At 66.9% G+C, this 17,649-nt stretch carries 14 protein-coding genes and 3 pseudogenes; 3 read left to right on the forward strand and 14 right to left on the reverse strand.

The features are described 5' to 3' along the window. Window positions 1–33: 33 nt before the first annotated feature. Window positions 34–1,068: a lipase secretion chaperone gene (locus ACSX1C_RS06010; RefSeq protein ID WP_439888667.1), complete on the forward strand. Its 1,035-nt coding sequence runs from the start codon at window positions 34–36 to the stop codon at window positions 1,066–1,068. A 46-nt stretch (window positions 1,069–1,114) separates the two neighbouring features. On the opposite strand, the gene ACSX1C_RS06015 is transcribed toward ACSX1C_RS06010, so the two are convergent. Together ACSX1C_RS06015 and ACSX1C_RS06020 are read right to left on the reverse strand one after the other, a co-directional pair. After that, window positions 1,115–1,549, reverse strand: a complete 435-nt coding sequence (locus tag ACSX1C_RS06015; RefSeq protein ID WP_439888668.1) for a DoxX family protein — start codon at window positions 1,547–1,549, stop codon at window positions 1,115–1,117. Between the two features lie 112 nt (window positions 1,550–1,661). Beyond that, the gene (locus ACSX1C_RS06020) at window positions 1,662–3,053 is read right to left on the reverse strand and encodes a transglycosylase SLT domain-containing protein (RefSeq protein WP_439888669.1); all 1,392 of its coding nucleotides are present in this window, start codon (window positions 3,051–3,053) and stop codon (window positions 1,662–1,664) included. Between the two features lie 233 nt (window positions 3,054–3,286). Here ACSX1C_RS06020 and ACSX1C_RS06025 point away from each other — a divergent pair, with 233 nt between their 5' ends. Next, window positions 3,287–4,111 (forward strand): TatD family hydrolase, encoded by an 825-nt coding sequence (locus ACSX1C_RS06025; protein WP_439888670.1) that lies wholly within the window; start codon window positions 3,287–3,289, stop codon window positions 4,109–4,111. Between the two features lie 10 nt (window positions 4,112–4,121). Here ACSX1C_RS06025 and ACSX1C_RS06030 read toward each other — a convergent pair whose 3' ends face one another. The 9 genes and pseudogenes from ACSX1C_RS06030 to selD all read right to left on the reverse strand — a co-directional run bounded on the left by ACSX1C_RS06030 (window position 4,122) and on the right by selD (window position 13,765). After that, window positions 4,122–4,925, reverse strand: a complete 804-nt coding sequence (locus ACSX1C_RS06030; protein WP_439888671.1) for an acyl-CoA thioesterase — start codon at window positions 4,923–4,925, stop codon at window positions 4,122–4,124. Window positions 4,926–5,039: 114 nt separating this feature from the next. Then, a complete protein-coding gene (locus ACSX1C_RS06035; protein ID WP_439888672.1) occupies window positions 5,040–7,034 on the reverse strand; it encodes a transglutaminase TgpA family protein in 1,995 nt (664 codons plus the stop codon). After that, a complete protein-coding gene (locus ACSX1C_RS06040) occupies window positions 7,031–7,987 on the reverse strand; it encodes a DUF58 domain-containing protein (RefSeq protein WP_439888673.1) in 957 nt (318 codons plus the stop codon). Before ACSX1C_RS06040 ends, ACSX1C_RS06035 begins: the two co-directional genes overlap by 4 nt. Further along, a complete protein-coding gene (locus ACSX1C_RS06045; protein WP_439888674.1) occupies window positions 7,984–8,901 on the reverse strand; it encodes an AAA family ATPase in 918 nt (305 codons plus the stop codon). The genes ACSX1C_RS06040 and ACSX1C_RS06045 overlap by 4 nt, the downstream gene beginning before the upstream one ends. A gap of 221 nt (window positions 8,902–9,122) precedes the next feature. Further along, a pseudogene (locus tag ACSX1C_RS06050) lies at window positions 9,123–9,507 on the reverse strand (methyl-accepting chemotaxis protein); the annotation flags it as partial. Between the two features lie 348 nt (window positions 9,508–9,855). Continuing rightward, window positions 9,856–10,965, reverse strand: a pseudogene (locus ACSX1C_RS06055) (HAMP domain-containing protein); the annotation flags it as partial. A gap of 304 nt (window positions 10,966–11,269) precedes the next feature. Continuing rightward, window positions 11,270–11,548, reverse strand: a complete 279-nt coding sequence (locus ACSX1C_RS06060) for a hypothetical protein (RefSeq protein WP_318646203.1) — start codon at window positions 11,546–11,548, stop codon at window positions 11,270–11,272. Window positions 11,549–11,595: 47 nt separating this feature from the next. Next, window positions 11,596–12,731 (reverse strand): annotated as a pseudogene (mnmH, locus tag ACSX1C_RS06065) (tRNA 2-selenouridine(34) synthase MnmH). Then, window positions 12,731–13,765 carry a selenide, water dikinase SelD gene (selD, locus tag ACSX1C_RS06070; protein WP_439888675.1) on the reverse strand — a complete coding sequence of 345 codons (1,035 nt, stop codon included), beginning with the start codon at window positions 13,763–13,765 and terminating at the stop codon, window positions 12,731–12,733. Before selD ends, mnmH begins: the two are co-directional and overlap by 1 nt. A gap of 111 nt (window positions 13,766–13,876) precedes the next feature. Between selD and ACSX1C_RS06075 the strand changes: the two genes are divergently transcribed. Further along, entirely contained in the window at window positions 13,877–14,896 is a 1,020-nt protein-coding gene (locus ACSX1C_RS06075; protein ID WP_439888676.1) for a patatin-like phospholipase family protein, read from the forward strand. Window positions 14,897–14,923: 27 nt separating this feature from the next. Here ACSX1C_RS06075 and ACSX1C_RS06080 read toward each other — a convergent pair whose 3' ends face one another. From ACSX1C_RS06080 to ACSX1C_RS06090, 3 genes are all read right to left on the reverse strand, one after another. Then, the gene (locus ACSX1C_RS06080; RefSeq protein WP_439888677.1) at window positions 14,924–16,003 is read right to left on the reverse strand and encodes an AI-2E family transporter; all 1,080 of its coding nucleotides are present in this window, start codon (window positions 16,001–16,003) and stop codon (window positions 14,924–14,926) included. 141 nt (window positions 16,004–16,144) lie between these two features. Beyond that, window positions 16,145–16,945, reverse strand: coding sequence for a DUF4892 domain-containing protein (locus ACSX1C_RS06085; protein WP_439888678.1), 801 nt, complete (start codon window positions 16,943–16,945; stop codon window positions 16,145–16,147). Window positions 16,946–16,953: 8 nt separating this feature from the next. Continuing rightward, window positions 16,954–17,616, reverse strand: a complete 663-nt coding sequence (locus ACSX1C_RS06090; RefSeq protein WP_439888679.1) for a glutathione S-transferase family protein — start codon at window positions 17,614–17,616, stop codon at window positions 16,954–16,956. Between the last annotated feature and the right edge of the window lie 33 nt (window positions 17,617–17,649).

The following is a 17,649-nucleotide window of genomic DNA, read 5'->3' on the forward strand; positions in this document are numbered from 1 at the left end:
GAACTCGTGACGCCCCACTCAGTGAAAGAATCCGTGAACAAACTCTTGCTGCTGTTCCCCCTGGTTTTCACCGGCTGCGTCGCCACCCTGCTGTATCTGGATGGGGAGCAGCCCCCCGGCGCCAAGCCCCGCGACCTCACCTCGCCAATGCCTATCGAGGGCATAGCCTCTGGAGCGCCACGCCCCGCAGTGCAGACACCCGCAACTAGCGAGGGCACTGCGCTCCAAACCCTGCCTCCCTCCTTCGCGGGCACCCAGGTAGACGGGGTGTTGCGCGTCGATGCATCCGGCCAACTGATCATCAGCGAAGACATCCGGCGAATATTCGACTACTTTCTCGCCGCCATCGGCGAGGAGCCCCTCCGCCGCAGTGTCGAGCGCCTGCGGCTCTATATCGCCAGCCAACTGCAGGCACCGGCACGGGAGCAGGCGCTGGCCCTGCTGGATCAATACCTCGACTACCGCCGCGAACTGGTGATGCTGGAGCGTGACTGGCCTCAACAGGCAGGCCTGGACGCCCTTCGCCGGCGCGAGGATGCGGCGCAAGCCCTGCGCGCCCGGCTGTTCAGCCCTGAGGCGCATCAGGCGTTCTTTGCCCGGGAGGAAGCCTACAACCGGTTCAGCCTGCAGCGCCTGGCGATCCAGCAGGACACCGGCCTGGACGACGAGGGCAAGGCCATTGCGGTCGACCAGCTGCGCGACAGCCTGCCAGCGGACTTGCAGGCCAGCCTGCTGCCACAATTGCAGAACGATCTGCGCCAACAGGCCGCCAAGCTGCAGGCCGGGGGCGCAGGCCCCGAACAGATTCGTCAGCTGCGTTTACAGATGGTCGGCGCAGCAGCCACTCAACGCCTCGAGGCGCTGGATCGCCAACGTCAGGCCTGGGCACGACGGCTCGCCGATTACCAGGCGGCCAAGGCCAGGGTCGAGGCCAGCCGCGGCCTCAGCGAGGGCGACAAGGCTGCTGCCATCGCCCGCCTGACCGCAGAGCGATTCGACGAGCGCGAACGCCTGCGCCTGGACGCCGCCGAGCAGCTGGCCGAGACCCGCCGGCAACAAATGCCCTGAAATGCACAAGGCCCGCACAGGGCGGGCCTTGAATGGGAACCTTGGCCTATCCGGCGAAGCGCTTGTCCAGCGACAGGCGCCCGGCGCCCTCGACCAGCACCGTCAGGCTGATCGCCAGCAGGGCCAGGGCGAATTCATAGCCATCGTTACTCATGAAGAAACCATTGGCCAGGTGCACGCTGAAGATCGCCACCAGCATGGTCAGCGCCAGTACTGCTGCGGCGGGACGGGCCAGCACGCCGACGATCAGGGCCAGGCCGCCGAAGAACTCCGCACTTCCAGCCAGCAGAGCCAGCAGATAACCCGGCGCCAGGCCGATGCTTTCCATCCACTGACCAACCCCCTCCAGGCCGTAACCGCCGAACCAGCCGAACAGTTTCTGGGCACCGTGGGCGGCGAAGGTCACGCCGGCGATGACGCGCAGGACGGTCAGGCCGTAGCCGGCTTGAGTGAAGAACAGGGATTTGATCAGGGCATTCATGGGCAGGATTCCTGTGTTGAGGAGAGATGCCCACAGACTATCCGAAAAATACGATAATAAAACCGCAAATAACCGCTAATCATTATCTAACAAATAGATAAAACAAGGACCCTCAATGGGGCTCCAGCAGGTAGCGCTCCCGGTCGTAGGCCAGGTAGTACTTGTTCACGCTGTTGACATAGCTGACCACGCCCATGCCGACCTGCTCCATGGCGATCCGTTCGACCTGGAAGAACCATTGATTGGGGTTGAGCCCCCGGCGCCGGGCCTCGGCACGCATGCCTTGCACCCGGTGCGGCCCCAGGTTGTAGCCCGCCAGCACGAAGGCCATGCGCTCGCGTTCGTTGAGCTGAGCGCTGTTGAAATAGTTGCGCCGAATCATTGCCAGGTAACGGGCGCTGGCTTGCACGTTATTCTCCAGCGCAGCGATATTACCGACCCCGACACTGCGCGCGGCGGCCGGGGTGATCTGCATCAACCCGGTCGCGCCACCGGCGCCCCGCGCCCCCGGGTTGAGCGTGGACTCCTTGAAGGCCAGCGCCGCCAGGGCCAGCCAGTCGAACTGCTGCTCGGCGGCATGGCGCTGCAGCACCGGGCGCAGCTTCTCCAGGCGCTGGCGTTCGGTGCGCCCCAGGGGGTAATGGACCCGGTACAGGCGGCGGTAGATACGCTGGAAGGCTGCGTCCTGATCGGCCGGACTGCGATAGGTCTTGAGGAATCGGTCGATGCTCGCCGCCAGCGCCGGGGCATCGCGCCGGACGAACCAACGCAGGTCGCCGTCGCGGGCCAGGACCAGGTGGGGCTCCAGCCGCAGCTTGGGCATGACCTTGGCCCAGCGCTCGGCAATCGGCTGCTCCACCGCGGTGACGCTGAAGATGCCGGCCTGGACCATCTCCAGCACATCCTCGACGGCCAGGCTCGGGTCGACCCACTCGACGATGACCGGCGGCCTCTTGCGCTCGATCAGTTGCCTGTTGAGCCGCTGCACCGCCTCGCCCGCGGCACTGCCGGCCGGCAGTGCCAGGCTGCGGCCGGACATCTGCTCCAGGCTCTGGTAGCGGCGATCGCCCTGGCGAGCCACGATGATCAGCGGTACGTTGCTGCGAATCGCCGCACTGCCACGGACATTGCCGCCGCCCCCCAGGTCGAGCAGCTCGCCCGGCGCCACCAGATCCCCCTCGCCACGGCGCAAGGCCGCGAGCAACTGATCCTTGGCCTTGGGCACCATCTTCAGTCGCAGGCCCGTGCCGCCCTTCGCGCTGCGATTGAGATACTGTTCGAACGCGCGCAGGCGATGGTACTCCACGCCGATGCTCTGGCCTTTGACCTCGCCGGAGCTGTTACGACTCTGGTTGACCAGTACGCGCAACTCGCCGCTGCTGCGGATGCTCGCCAGATCCCGCGCCGGCACCGGTCGCACCACCTCCGGCGGGCCAGCCAGGCGCGCCACGGCCGCACAGGGCAGCAGTAGCAGCAGGCACAGCAGTAGCAAAGGTCGCGACATCGCGGCTCCAAGACAGGGTCACACGCTTCGGTAACAGGTCGACTGAGAGTACGGCGGCGGCACGCAAGTTCCCCGGTCTCGCGGCGCGCGGAGGGTCGCACAGCCTGCCCCTGGATGCCAGAGCAGCTTGTCACCCGGCCTCAAAACAAGAACGCAGGCTGTTGAAAGTAATGGACTTCTTGGTGAAGTCGAAGCTTTGCTATGCTGCCCCTCTCCAGCCAGCAGGTAGCACCATGCAACTCATCGACATTGGCGTCAACCTGACCCACCCCAGTTTCGCCGGCCAGCACCAGGCGCTGCTCGAGCGGGCCTACGCCGCCGGTGTCCGCCAGATGCTGGTCACCGGCACCAGCCTGGACGAGAGCGAGCAGGCCGTCGAGCTGTGCCAGCACCTGGATGAAGGCGGCCAGCACCTGTTCAGCACGGCCGGGGTCCATCCCCACGACGCCAAGAGCTGGACCAGCGACAGCGCCGCGCGGCTCGAGGCCCTGCTGGCCGCCCCCAGGGTGCGGGCGGTCGGCGAATGCGGACTCGACTTCAACCGCGACTTCTCCCCGCGCCCGCAACAGGAGAAGGCCCTGGAGGAACAGCTGGCCCTGGCCGTCGCCTTGCAGATGCCGGTGTTCCTGCACGAGCGCGACGCCGACCAGCGCCTGCTGGAGATGCTGCGCGATTACCGCGACCGCCTGCCGGCGGCGGTGGTGCATTGCTTCACCGGCGAGAAACGCGCGCTGTTCAACTACCTCGACCTGGACCTGCATATCGGCATCACCGGCTGGATCTGCGATGAGCGCCGCGGCAGCCATCTGCACCCGCTGGTACGGGAGATTCCGACCGGCCGCCTGATGCTGGAAAGCGACTCGCCCTTCCTGCTGCCGCGCAGCCTGCGGCCCAAGCCCAAGAGCGGACGCAACGAGCCGGCGCTGCTCGGCGAAGTCCTGCGCGAGGTGGCGTTGCATCGGGGCGAGTCCCCGGCAAGCCTGGCAGCGCACAGCACCGCCTGCGCCCGTCAGTTCTTCGGTCTGCCGCACCTCGCCGAGGAGCGGCAGACCGACTGAGCAGCTGGTATCAGCCGAATACCGTCACGGTCTGCCGGCTGATGGCCAGCAGCTCGCCGCTCGGGCTCCACAGGGCCGCGGCGATATGGCCGTAGCCATCGCGCGCATGCTCGATATGGGCCAGGTAGCGGCACCAGTCCAGAGTGTTCAACTCGGCCACCGGCTGGACGAACTCGATGGTCCAGGTCAGGGAGCTGCCCGGCGCCGGCGCACGCAGGTGCGAAAATACGGCCGGCGGCCAGGCATCGACCAGCGCCAGCAGGTGCGCTTCGCTCAGCGCCTGCACCTCGCCCTCGGCTTCCGGGCGCAGGCGCACCCAGCCGCCCATCTGGCGCGCCGGGTTGTTGCTGAACGGCATGCCGCCGATGCCCCAGCGCATCGCCAGGAAACGGGTGAATGCCGGGGTCACGTTGGCGATGTAGGGCAGCTCCTGGCACTCTTCCACCGGTTTTATATGCGGCGCCGCCTCGGCGGCGACGGCGATCGCCGAACTTCTCGCGGCGCCGAAGCTGCCCTGCACCAGGGTGACCACCCGACCGTCCTGTACCGCACGCCCCAGCACCTGGCTGACCGCCTTGCCCTCGCGCAGCACCTCGACCTGAAAGCTCACGGGCATGTCCGGTGCGACCGGTCCGACGAAGGTCACGGCCAGGGAGCGGACGGGACGTCCCTCCGGCACCTGGGCCCGCATGGCTTCGTACACCAGCGCCGCCACCAGGCCGCCGAAGCTGGCCCGCCCCTGGGCCCAGGCGGCCGGGATCTGCAGCGATTCGGGATGGCCACGAACGGCCTGCAGCAACGCGGAAAAGGTCATGACTACCTCGGGGCAATGGTTCGCAGAGGATCTTAGGGGAAAGCCGTAGCCGGCCGATAGCCGAGGCGAAGGCCGCTTCGGTCAATCAACACGGGATATCGGCGAGCCTGTCGCTCACTGCACCCGGGTGAAGCGCCAGGGCAGTGCCCGGCGCAGTGCCCCCAGGCGCTGGCGCAACTGCGCCGGGGATGCCGCCTGGCCGGCATAGCGCTGGGCCTCGAAGGCCGTGGCGAAGGCGCGGATAAGGTGCGCCTGCTTGGGCAAGGCGCGGGCCGCTCGCTCGGCAAAGTCGCGACCGCCTTCGCCTGGCTGCCGGCGCAGGCCATGACGCCCCAGCAGACGCTCGAAACGCTGGAAGGCCCGGCGCTGCGGATCGCGCTCACGCCGCCAGGGTTTGAACAGGCCTAGCGCCACCAGGGCCAATAACAGTGCGCCGCCGCCCACCAGACACAGCGCCAGCAGGCGGCCATCGAGCCGCCCGAACCAGCGCTGCAACAGGCGCAGCTGTTGCTCGCCCTGATAACCGAGCACCCAGCGCTGCCAGCCGTAGTTGAGATTGTCCCAGCCCAGGCGCAGCTGATTCAGCCAGGTCAGCTGGCGATAGCGCAGCGGGGAGAACGGCGAGTCTTCGAGGAAGCTCTGCTCGTCGGCCAGGGCCTCCTCCAAGCCCTGCTCGATGCGCTCCGGCGCCACCTGGAAGGTCGGGTCGACGCTGGTCCAGCCCATGCCGGGGCGCCAGTACTCGACCCAGGCGTGCGCATCGAACTGGCGCACCTGCACATAGTCACCGCCCGGGTTGTACTCCCCGCCCTGGTAGCCGGCCACCACCCGTGCCGGAATGCCGGCCGCGCGCAGGACGAAGGTCATGGCACCGGCATAGTGGGCGCAGAAGCCCCGGCGGCTGTCGAAGAGAAACTCGTCGACGCTGTCCCGCCCCAAAGTCGGCGGACGCAGGGTGTAGACGTAGGGCTCGCGGTTGAAATGCCTCAGTAGCGTCTGCACCAGGCGTTCGGGCTGCGGATATTCGCGCCTGAGCTGGGCCGCCCAGGCCCGGCTGCGCGAGTCCCCCCGCTCCGGCAGTTGCAGCGCGCGACGCGTGCCGGCCGGGGTACCTATGCCCTCGGGCTCGCGCAGGGCCTCGGGCCAGGAGGTCACCTCATACAGCAGGGCGCGCTCGACCGGCTGCCCACGTTGCAGGCGGAAGTCGCTCATCTGCCTGACACCCGGCTGCGAGGTCTCGGCGACATCCAGGGCAAACAACCAGGGCTGCGCACTGGGCTGCATGATGATGCTGTAACGCAGCGGCTCGCCCTGCCTCCGCCAGCCGGGCTCGAGGGGCTGGGCGGACTTGGCCTGCGACCAGCGACGGCCGTCGAAGTGCTCGAAGGTCAGGGCGCGCCAGTACAGCTGGCTGCGCGGCGGCACCTCGCCCTCGAAGCTGGCGCGGAACGCCAGCGCGCCGGAACGGCTCAGCTCGGCGATGTCCGCCGGCGCCATGCTGTCGGCCAGGCCGCTGCTCCCCTTGTCGCTGGGCGTCGGCAAGGACCACAGCGGGCCCAGCCGGGGAAAGAAGACGAACAGCAGCAACATCAACGGCAACGCCTGCAGCAACAGGCCGCCGGCCAGCCGCAGGGTCGGCCAGGGCTGGCTCGCCAGGGCGCCCTGCTGCAGGCCGATCAGGGCGGCGAGCAAGGCGGTGACCGGCAGCAGGCTGTACAGCGCGGCGAGCATGCCGTCATCGAACAGGTAGGCGGTGACCACGGCGAAGAAGCCGAGGAAGATCAGCACCAGGGCATCGCGCCGCGTGCGCATCTCCAGCAGCTTGAGGATGAACACGGCGATCAGCAGCACCACCGCGGCATCCAGGCCGACCAGACCGCCGCGGGAAAACCAGACGCCGCCGGCGGCCAGCAGCAGCAGCAGGGCCTTGATCCAGGCACGGGGAAAACCGGCACGCATACGATAGATCTGGATACGCCAGGTGGCGCAGCCGAGCCACAGCAGGATGATCCACGCCGGCAAATGGCCGAGATGGGGCAGGATCACCAGCGCCTGGGCGACCAGCAGCCAGCTCAGGCCGACCCGTGGAATGCCCGGCGACGGACTCATGGCGCCGTTCCGTACAGGGCCAGGGCGCGCAGGCAGGCGTCGCGATGGGCCTCGCCACCATCGGGCGCCAGCGTCTGGCCTGGCAGACGCAAGGCGAACGGCTGTTGCCGTGCGGACAACTGCAGCACCCAGTGGCAGAGCAACGACAGACGCGTCTCGACATCGCCCTCCAGCATCGCGAAGTCCAGCTGCGGATCGCGTCCGCTCAGGGTGGCGAAGTCCTTGACCAGCAGGCCCTGGCCGCGGGAATAGGCTTTCCAGTCCAGCCGCTGTTTGGAGTCGCCCGGCTGGTAGTCTCTCAGGCCGAGGAAATCATCGCAGCCCTGGCCGCGCGCCTGTCGCCCCTGTTCCTGCTGCTCATCGCCACCGCCGGACGACAGCGGCAGCTCGCCGGCCAAGGGCCGCGGGTAGACGAGCAGCGCCTGATCCAGGTCGAGCCAGCTCCAGGCGACCAGGATGCCCAATGGGAAGCGGCTCTCGACCCGCAGGCGTTCCGGCCGTAGCCAGCCGCGGCGCCGGGTCGGCAGGCTCAGCTGACACTCGCCGGTGCCTCGAGGCGGCACATCGACCAGTTGCAGACTGGCCTTCGGCCAACCCAGACCGATCGCCTGATGCGCCCGCCGGCTGCTTTCCAGGCGCACATGGAAGCGCCCCTGTTCGCCGAGGAAGACCGCACCCGCACCGCCGGCCCTGAGAATCAGCCCCGCCAGGTTGCGATAGGTATGCAAGATGGCCACGACGAATACCGCCCCGAGCAGGAAGGTCAGGCCGTAGGCCAGGCTGTTCTGGTAGTTGATCGCCGCCAGCAGCATCAGCAGCAGAAGCAGGACATAAGCCGCGCCGATGCGGGTCGGACGGATGAAGATCTTGCGCTGGTTGAGGCTGACGCTGCTGGCAGCGGGAATCCTTCGGTCCAGCCAACGCGTCCAGTAGGGTTTGAGCAACCCGATCAAAGCGCCGGCACCTCACGCAGCAGCCACTGCACCAAAGCACCGCCGCCATGGCCGGCGGGGTCGGCGCGCTCGCGCAGGCGGTGTGCGACCACCGACGGCAACACCGCCTGCACATCCTCGGGGATCACGTAGTCGCGACCCTCGAGCAGAGCCCAGGCACGGGACGCCGCCAGTAACGCGAGGCTGGCCCGTGGCGACAGGCCCCAGGCGAACTGCGGCTGGCTGCGAGTGGCCTCGACCAGGCGCAGCACATAGTCGACCAGGGCATCGCTGGCCCGTACCTTCGGCACCTCGGCCTGGATCGCCGCCAACCCCTGGTGATCGAGGACCGGCTGCAGGCGCGGCAACAGCGAGCGTCGTGGATCGCCAAGGAGCAACGCCTTCTCCGCGGCCTGGGCCGGATAGCCGAGGGACAAGCGCATGAGGAAGCGGTCGAGCTGGGACTCCGGCAGGGCAAAGGTGCCGCCCTGGCTCACCGGGTTCTGGGTGGCGATGACGAAGAAGGGCTCGGGCAGCGGTCGGGTCGCGCCCTCGATGGTCACCTGGCCCTCCTCCATGGCCTCGAGCAAGGCGCTCTGACTCTTGGGCGTGGCGCGGTTGATCTCGTCGGCCAGCAGCAGCTCGGCGAAGATGGGCCCGGCATGAAAGACGAACTGCCCGGTATCACGGTCGAACACCGAGGTGCCGAGAATGTCCCCGGGCAGCAGGTCGGAAGTGAACTGAATGCGCTGGAAACTCAGGCCCAGCACCTTGGCCAAGGCATGGCTGAGCGTGGTCTTGCCCATCCCCGGCAGGTCTTCGATCAGCAGGTGGCCCCGCGCCAATAAGCAGGTCAGCGCCAGGCGCACCTGGGTCTCCTTGCCCAAGAGCACCTGATTCACCGCGGCCAGGCAGGCATCCAGTTTCGTCCGCATCCGTCACTCCCCATGCAAGTGCGTCGATGCTACTGGCCAGCACGCCGTGGGCAAAGCCTCCTGTAACCTTTGCTCACTAAAGTGTGAGCGGCCCCTGGTTCACAGCCGGAAATGCCCGGCCATGCCCTGCAGCTCACGCCCCAGCTCGGCCAGCTGGACACTGGCGTTGGCGGACTCGTCCATCGCCAAGGCGGACTGGTCGGCGATATCGCGGATGGAGGTGACACTGCGGTTGATCTCTTCGGCCACCGCCGTTTGCTCCTCGGCCGCCGCGGCGATCTGCTGGTTCATCTCGAAGATCTGCGTCACGGCCTCGGCAATGGCCGCCAACGCACCCTCGGTCTGATTGGCGTCCTGCACCACCTGCTCGACCAGGGCGCCGCTCTGACGCATGTCCGTCACCGAACGCCGTGCACCATCGCGCAGGGTGGCGATCAGGCCTTCGATCTCTGCGGTGGACTGCTGGGTACGCCGCGCCAGGGCGCGCACCTCGTCGGCCACCACGGCGAAACCGCGGCCCTGTTCGCCGGCCCGGGCAGCCTCGATGGCGGCATTCAGGGCCAGCAAATTGGTTTGCTCGGCCACGCTCTTGATCACGTCCAACACCGAGTCGATGTTCTGGGTGTCCTGGCTGAGGCGCTCGATGCTTTGGGTGGTGGCTTCCACCGCGGCGGACAGCTCACCGATGCGCTCCAGGGTCTGGCGCACCACCTCGACGCCACTAGTGACCCGGTTGTCGGCCTGGGCCGTGGAGGCGGCGGCGGCCTCGGCATTGCGCGCCACCTCATGCACCGTGGCGGTCATCTCGCTCATGGCAGTGGCCACCTGGTCGGTTTCCTCTTTCTGCCCGCTCACGCCCTGGCGGGTCTGCTCGGTGCTCGCCGACAAGGACTGCGCCGAAGCGGAAATCTGCGTCACCCCGTCCTGCAGACGACCGACCATCTCGCGCAAGTTGTTGGACATGCCCTGCATGGCCGTCAGCAGTTGGCCGACTTCGTCACCGCGCTGCACCTCGATCTGCACGCTGAGGTCGCCCTCGGCGATCTGCCGGGCCTGCAGGATCACCTGCTTGAGCGGGCGGACAATCAGCAGGGTGATGGCCACCGTCGCCAACAGACCGATCAGCAGCGCCAGACCGGCGGCCAGCAGGATCAGCACGGCACTGGCCTGGGACTGCGCCTGCATGTCGCCCTTGCGCAGGTCGTGCGCCTGATCGACCAGGCCGAGGATGCGCTCGGCCTGCTCGACCATGCGGGCGTGTTCCTGTTTCTGCTCCTGCAGATGGCCGGTGTATTCCTTGAGGCGATCGTTGAAGGAATTGACGTTGCCGACGACCTCGGCCAGCACCGAGGCGTAGCCCGGATCGTCCATCGCATCGCGCAGCTCGCCGGCCAGGGCTTGTGCATCCAGGGCCTCCTGAATCACGGTCTGCACCGCCTCGCCGGAGCTGCGACTCTGTTCCAGGCGCACCCGCGCCTGGTCGAGGGCCTGCAGCAGCAACTGGTGAACCTTGCTGATCTGCCCCGCCTGCATGACCGAGTTGTCGCCTTCCAGCCCCTGGCTGCTCTTGAGCAGGTCGACGCCATCCTCGGCCAAGCCTTCCTTGAGCAGGTCGAGGCTATTGGCCGCGCTGACCACCAGCCAGTTGGCCGCCTCCAGCGACAGCCGCATGTTGTCGGTCAGCTCGACATAACGATCGAAGGTGGTCTTGTACTCGCCGATCGCCGCGCCTGCCTCCTCGAGCAGCGCGCGCTCCTCCCCCGGCAACTCGGCCTGCAGAGCCGCGCTGCTGTCGAGAATCGCCTGGGCCTGCTCATGCAGGTGCTTGGCATGTTGTACATCGCCGGTCAGGGCAAACTCCTGCTCGCTGCGCCGCATGCGCTGCACCTGGCTGCCGACCGTGCTCATGCGCTCGAGCAAATCCGCACTGCCGGCCAGATCCCGCAGCGCGGAGAAGCCGGTGGCGGCGACCAGGAGGGTGAGCGAAAGCACTACACCGAATCCCAGGGCCAGTTTCTTCGCCGTGCTCAAACTGGCGAGACGCCGCTGCAGGACAGTCCACATGATTATTTTCCCTTCCCATCAGGATGACGGTTGCACGATCTCGAGTCGTTCGGAACCTGTGTCGGCACGATAGGAGCAAGCATTAGCCGCAACAAGCTGTCTTCGTAAGCCATTGTCGCCGCGTGCTAAGTTCGGGTCGTTTTCTGGTTGTTACGGGGCGGGGGACGCCCGCGCACCGAACGCGCCTTATTGGCTTGCGCCACTGCGCCGTGCCGGCGGGCCGTTCGATCGCGCAGGAGAAATGGGGGTATCGCGCACTCCCCGGCCACCGCATCGACTGGCGGGGAGTGCTCTACGGCCAGGCTCAGCGCCCGGCCCGCGATTCGCGGATATAGAAGCGCGCCCGCTCCGACTTACTGGTGCACCCCTCGTAGGCTTCGAACTGCTGCTGGGTCTTGGCCGCGGTCAGCAGCGACAGCGCCTTCGAATAGCTCACGGTGCCGGCGAAGCCTTCGGCCTTGGCCAGGTCCAGTTCGCGCCAGGCCGCATCCAGCTGATTGGCACAGCTGTCGCGGTAAGCGGTCTTGCCGGCACAACCGGCCAGCACCAGGGCAATCATGGGTAGGCAGATCCAGGCTTTCATTGCGCACACTCCCTCAAACGGCAAACGATCAGAAGCAATAGATTCGATTAAGACGGCCAGACCTGGGAAAAGTGCCGCGGCCTCAGGGCTCGGCCCGCTGTCTCAAGTACTCCAGCACCGCCGCCTGTTCGCCGACGAACTCGATCCGTCCGGCCTTGTTCGCGCGCTGGAAGGCATACATCGGGTCGTAGTACTCCACCAGCAGCGCCTCGATCCAGCCGCGATGCAGGTCGACCGCCCCGCTACGCGCCTGCTCCAGCAAGGCCTGATCCATGATCGCCGCCAGCCGCTGGTAACGCTCGCCTCCCAGGCGCTTGAGGATGTTCGCCAGACTCTGCTGCAGACGCTCGGAGAACGCCTTGAAGCCGGCCTCGGCGCCCAGTTGCTCGACGAACTCGGCGCACAGGTCGATCACGTAGTCCTTGAGAATGCGCTCGATGCGCCCCGTCAGGCTGTCTTCCAGCCATACCAGAGGAAAGTGCTGCATGCCCTGATGCAGTTCAAGCGGCAGCGAGCAGCGGCCGACCAGGCGCCCCTCGTCTTCGAGCACGAACTGCCCCACTCCCTTCGCACGCTTGCGCAGGATGTCCACGGCCAGGGCGTTCTCGAAGTCGATCTGCGCCGGCTGTCCCGTGGCGCGCTTGCCGAAGCTGGAACCGCGGTGGTTGGCGTGTCCCTCCAGGTCCAGACTGTTGTCCAGCTGGGCGATGACCTCGGTCTTGCCGGTGCCGGTCATGCCGCCGACCAGCACGAACTGACACTCGGCCAGTGCCTGCTCGGTGGTTGCGAGCAGGAAGCTGCGCATCGCCTTGTAGCCGCCGATCACCCGCGGGTAGTCGATGCCCGCCTCGCTCTTGAGCCACTGCTGGACGATCTGCGAGCGCAAACCGCCGCGGAAGCAGTACAGATAGCCCGTGGGATTGGCCTCGGCAAAGGCCGCCCAGGCGGCGATACGCTCGGCCTTGAGCGCGCCGCTGACCAGCTGGTGACCCAGTTCGATAGCCGCCTGCTGGCCCTTCTGCTTGTAGCAGGTGCCGACCTTCTGCCGTTCGCCATCGTCCATCAGCGGCAGGTTGACCACTCCGGGGAAGGCACCCTTGGCGAACTCCACGGGCGCCCGGGCATCCATCATCGGCACGCCGTCGAGGAACAACTGGCGATAATCGCTGGTGTTGTCGCGCATCACAGCACCTCGACCGCGTGCTGCCGACGCTCGAGCAATTCGCCGATAGGCTCGAGCGCCAGACCCAGTTCGGCGGCGACCGCCAGGAACTGCGCCTCGCCCTCCGGGGTCACCGCGATCAGCAGGCCGCCGCTGGTCTGCGGGTCGCACAGCAGCAATTTGTGCAGCTCCGGCAGCGGCGCGATCTTCTCGCCATAGCTGTCGAAGTTGCGCAGGGTGCCCCCCGGCACGCAGCCCTGCTCCAGGTAATACTCGACGCCAGCCAGGCGCGGCACTTTGGCGAACTCGATGCTGGCGGTCAGGCCGCTGCCGTCGGCCATCTCCACCAGGTGACCGAGCAGACCGAAGCCGGTGACGTCGGTCATCGCCGTCACCCCGGCGAGCTTGCCGAAATGACTGCCGGGCTTGTTCAGCGTGCACATCCAATCCCGCGCCAGACCGATGTCCTCGGCGCGCAGTTTGGCCTTCTTCTCCGCGGTGGTGAGGATGCCGATGCCCAGCGGCTTGCTCAGGTACAGCTTGCAACCGGCACTGGCACTGTCGTTGCGCTTCATGTGGCGCTTTTCCACCAGCCCGGTCACGGCCAGGCCGAAGATCGGCTCCGGCGCATCGATGGAGTGCCCGCCCGCCAGGGGAATGCCGGCCTCGTCGCACACCGCGCGGCCGCCACGGATCACCTCGCGGGCCACCTCAGGCGCCAGCACGTTGACCGGCCAGCCGAGGATGGCGATGGCCATCAGCGGGTCGCCGCCCATGGCGTAGATGTCGCTGATGGCATTGGTCGCGGCAATTCGTCCGAAATCGTAGGGATCGTCGACGATCGGCATGAAAAAGTCGGTGGTGGACACCACGCCGCGCTCGCCATCTATAGCGTAGACCGCCGCATCGTCACGCGAGGCGTTGCCCACCCAGAGACGCGGATCGAGGTTCTGCGCGCCGCTGCCGGCGAGTATCACCTCCAGCACCTTGGGGGAAATCTTGCAGCCGCAACCGGCACCGTGGCTGTACTGGGTCAAACGAATGGGCGCGCTCATGACATCTCACTAATCGGGTCGACAGGCGGCGGCATTCTAGCAAATGCCACCTTGGCGGCGGCCATTGGCGCGCGTATGTTGATAAAACAATGCGTTACGGGGGATAACGAGATGACTAAGCGAGTAGCGCTGGTCTTGGGGGCCGGTGGCGCGCGGGGTTACGCGCATATCGGGGTTATCGAAGAGCTCGAGGCGCGCGGCTACGAAATTGCCTGTATCGCCGGCTGCTCCATGGGCGCCGTGGTCGGCGGCATCTACGCCGCCGGCAAGCTCAAGGAGTATCGCGACTGGACCCAGAGCCTGGACTATCTGGACGTGCTGCGTCTGCTCGACGTGAGCTTCCGCCTCGGCGCCATTCGCGGCGAGCGGGTCTTCGGACAGATCCGCGAGATTGTCGGCGAGATCGATATCGAGCAACTGCCGATTCCCTTTACCGCCGTGGCCACCGACCTGACCAACCAGCAGGAAATCTGGTTCCAGGAAGGCTGCCTGCACCAGGCCATGCGCGCCTCGGCGGCGATTCCCAGCCTGTTCACCCCGGTGATCCAGGGCAAACGCATGCTGGTCGACGGCGGCCTGCTCAATCCGCTGCCGATCGTGCCGGTGGTATCCAGCCATTGCGACCTGATCGTCGCGGTCAATCTCAACTCGACCAACCAGAAGCATTACGAACTGCCGGTCATCGAGCGGCCACTGGCCCTCAAAGGCCGTTTCGACCAGATGATGACCTCCCTGGGCTCGCACCTGCCCTCCTTCCGCCGCAAGAATGGCGCGGCAGACGATGAGTTGCTGCTCCTCGAGGCCCCTGCCGACGTCGATGCAGTCAGTCCGGACAGTGCGCCCTCGGCGTCCGAACAGGAAAGCGCTGCCGCGACCAAGTCCGCCAGCGGCTCGCGAGTGGCCGACATGAGTGGGCCGGCGTCTCTGCTGGAGCTGATCAACCAGAGCTTCGAGGTCATGCAGACCTCCCTGGCGCAATACAAGATCGCCGGCTACCCGCCAGACATTCTGATCAACGTGCCCCGCCGCGCCTGTCGCTTCTTCGAGTTCTACAAGGCGCCGGAGCTGATCATGCTCGGCCAGTTGATCGCCCGCGAAGCCCTGGACAAGTTCGAGCGAGGAGACAGCTGAGGCGGTCCCCGCTCCTGCGCCTCGCCCCTACAGGTTCAGCCCCGGCGGTGAACCCTCGCCGGAGTCTGGCGGGGGCGCCTTGTTCGCCACCCAGTCGCTGAGCAGACTGTAGGCCACGGCCAATACCGTGGGCCCGAGGAACAGGCCCATGAAACCGAACGCCAGGATGCCGCCGAACACGCCGAGCAGCACGACCACCAGCGGCAGGTTGCCGCCGCGACTGATCAGGTAGGGTTTGAGGATATTGTCCACCCCGCTGATCACGAAGAAGCCCCAGATGCCGAGGAATACGGCCAACCCGTATTCGCCCTGGCTCGCCAACCAGGCCGTGGCGGGCACCCAGACCAGCGGTGGCCCCATGGGAATCAGGCTGAGGACGAAGGTGACGATGCCCAGCAACAGGGCGCCCGGCACCCCGGCGATGTAGAACCCGATCATCGCCAGCAAGCCCTGGGCCGCTGCGGTCCCGATCACCCCGTTGACCACGCGCTGCACGGTGCCGGCGACCAGCTCCAGATAATGTTCGGCACGGGCGCCGATCAGGCGATCGAGCAGGCTGTGGACGAAGGCCGCCAGACGCGGCCCATCACGGTAGAAGAAGAACACCAGCGCCAGGCTCAGGGCCAGCTCCAGCATGCCGCCGCCGATCTGCGCGCTACGCGCCAGCAACCAGTTGCCGACCTGGCCGAGGTAAGGCCGAAGCGTGGCGAAAAAGGCCGAGCCCTGCTCATCGACCGTCTGCCAGGCCGACACCAGCGTCTCGCCCACCAACGGCAAGCCCGCCAGCCAACTCGGGGGCGGCGGCAGTCCCTCGACCTGGAAGCCCTTGATTAGGGCCGTGGCATCGCGGATATGGTCGGCCAGGTTGAAGCCCAGCAACACCAGCGGCACGGCCACCAGCACGATCCAGCAGAAAGTCAGCACGGCCGCCGCCGTGGCCTGCCGGCCATTCAACCAGCGGGTCAGCAGGCGCATCAGCGGCCAACTGGCGAAGGCCAGCACCGCAGCCCAGAACAGCGCCGACCAGAAGGGGGCGAGCACCCACAAACTGGCGCCCAGCAGCCCGAGGAGCAGGATCTGCACCAGCAGGCGATCGTTATTGAGCATTCACCAGGCTCCGCAAGAGGTAGATTAGCGCCCTACCCCAGAGGCAGCGGTCCAGGGCAGGCGCGAGAAGCATGCCCGGACCAAGCGCGGGCCGGCAAGCACGCAGGAGGAGAGCCGAACGCCATGTTTACCCGGCTCCGGCTAACGCAGCACGCTGATCCGCAGGCCGGGCACCTCGCTATCACCCAACTCCAGGCGCGCGGCCCGCACCCGTTGCTCGACCAGGGCCTCGCGCCAGGCCTCTGCCTGGGAGCCGGCCAGGCTGACCCGCAGGGTGCTGTCGAGGTTGAGGCTGCGCGACAGCAGTTTCGTCCAGGCCGGGCTCGGCTCGGTTTGCCTGGACAGGCGCAGCTCGCCACTGCTGCGCAACTGACGCAACAGGGTGGCGGGTGTCGGCAACAGCTCACCCAGCGCCGCGTCGGCAGCCAGCAGCTCGGCGTGCAGGTAGGCCCGGCGGTTGCCGCGAGTGATGCTGTAGAGCGCCAGCAGGCTGTCCTCACGCGGTTCGGCCAGGCGCATCAGGACATAGGCCTGTTGATCGTCGGAACCGTAGAGACTGGAGCGGCCGAATACCGCGTTGGCCCACAGGCTGCTAGAACCGCACTCTCGCCCCTGACACCAGTACAGCAGCTCGGCATCCTGGGCCTGCAGGGTTTCGCGGGCGGCGCTGAACACCTCATCGGACGTGTGGGTCCGTGGTAGCTCGTAGGTGACCGAGGTGAACTGCCCCTTGGCCTGGACTTCCCGCTCGTAACGCAGACGACCGCTGATGCGGCGGATCGACCCCTGCGGATAGATCCGCTCCTCCTCGGGCGCCTCGGCATAGGCGACGATCTGGGCGCCGGGAAAACGCGGCAGGATGTCCAGGTCGCGGCTGCCCGGCAGGTCCGCCCAGGCCGAAGTCCCCGCCAACAGGATCGCAAGCAGGCCGATACCGCGCATACGCCCCCTCATCGGATCAACATCGACTGAGCGGTTTTCACCGTCGAGTCTTCATCGGCTTGGCGCTTTGGCACCAGCAGCCCACGCTGCACCGCCGCACGCCCCTCGAGCGCGGCGAGCCAGCGCTGCAAGTGGGACAAGCCCTCGAGCGAAATCCCGGACCACTCATGGCTGCGCACCCAGGGAAAGGTGGCGATATCGGCGATGCTGTAGTCGTCTGCCAGGTACTCGGCCTCCCCCAGACGCGCGTCGAGCACCTCGTAGAGACGCCGGGTCTCGTGCTGGTAGCGGTCTATGGCCCCCTGCAGCTTCTCCGGGAAGTAGCGGAAGAACACATTGGCCTGACCTTGCATCGGACCGATGCCGCCCATCTGGAACATCAGCCATTGCAGGACCCGCGAGCGTCCCTTGGCGTCCTGCGGCAGCAGTTGGCCCGTCTGCTCGGCGAGATAGATGAGGATGGCACCGGACTCGAACACGGCGAAATCCTCATTGCCACGATCGACTATGGCCGGGATGCGGCCATTGGGGTTGATCTTGAGAAACGCCGGGGCTTTCTGCTCCTTCTTGTCGAAGCTCAGCACATGCACGCCGTAGGGCAGCTGCAGCTCCTCCAGGGCGATGGACACTTTGTGGCCATTGGGGGTGGCGGCGGTGTAAAGGTCGATCATGCGAATCTCCATGGCAATCGGCCACACCTTTCC

This window comes from Pseudomonas sp. MBLB4123 (assembly GCF_051904775.1).
Taxonomy (GTDB): domain Bacteria; phylum Pseudomonadota; class Gammaproteobacteria; order Pseudomonadales; family Pseudomonadaceae; genus Aquipseudomonas; species Aquipseudomonas benzenivorans_B.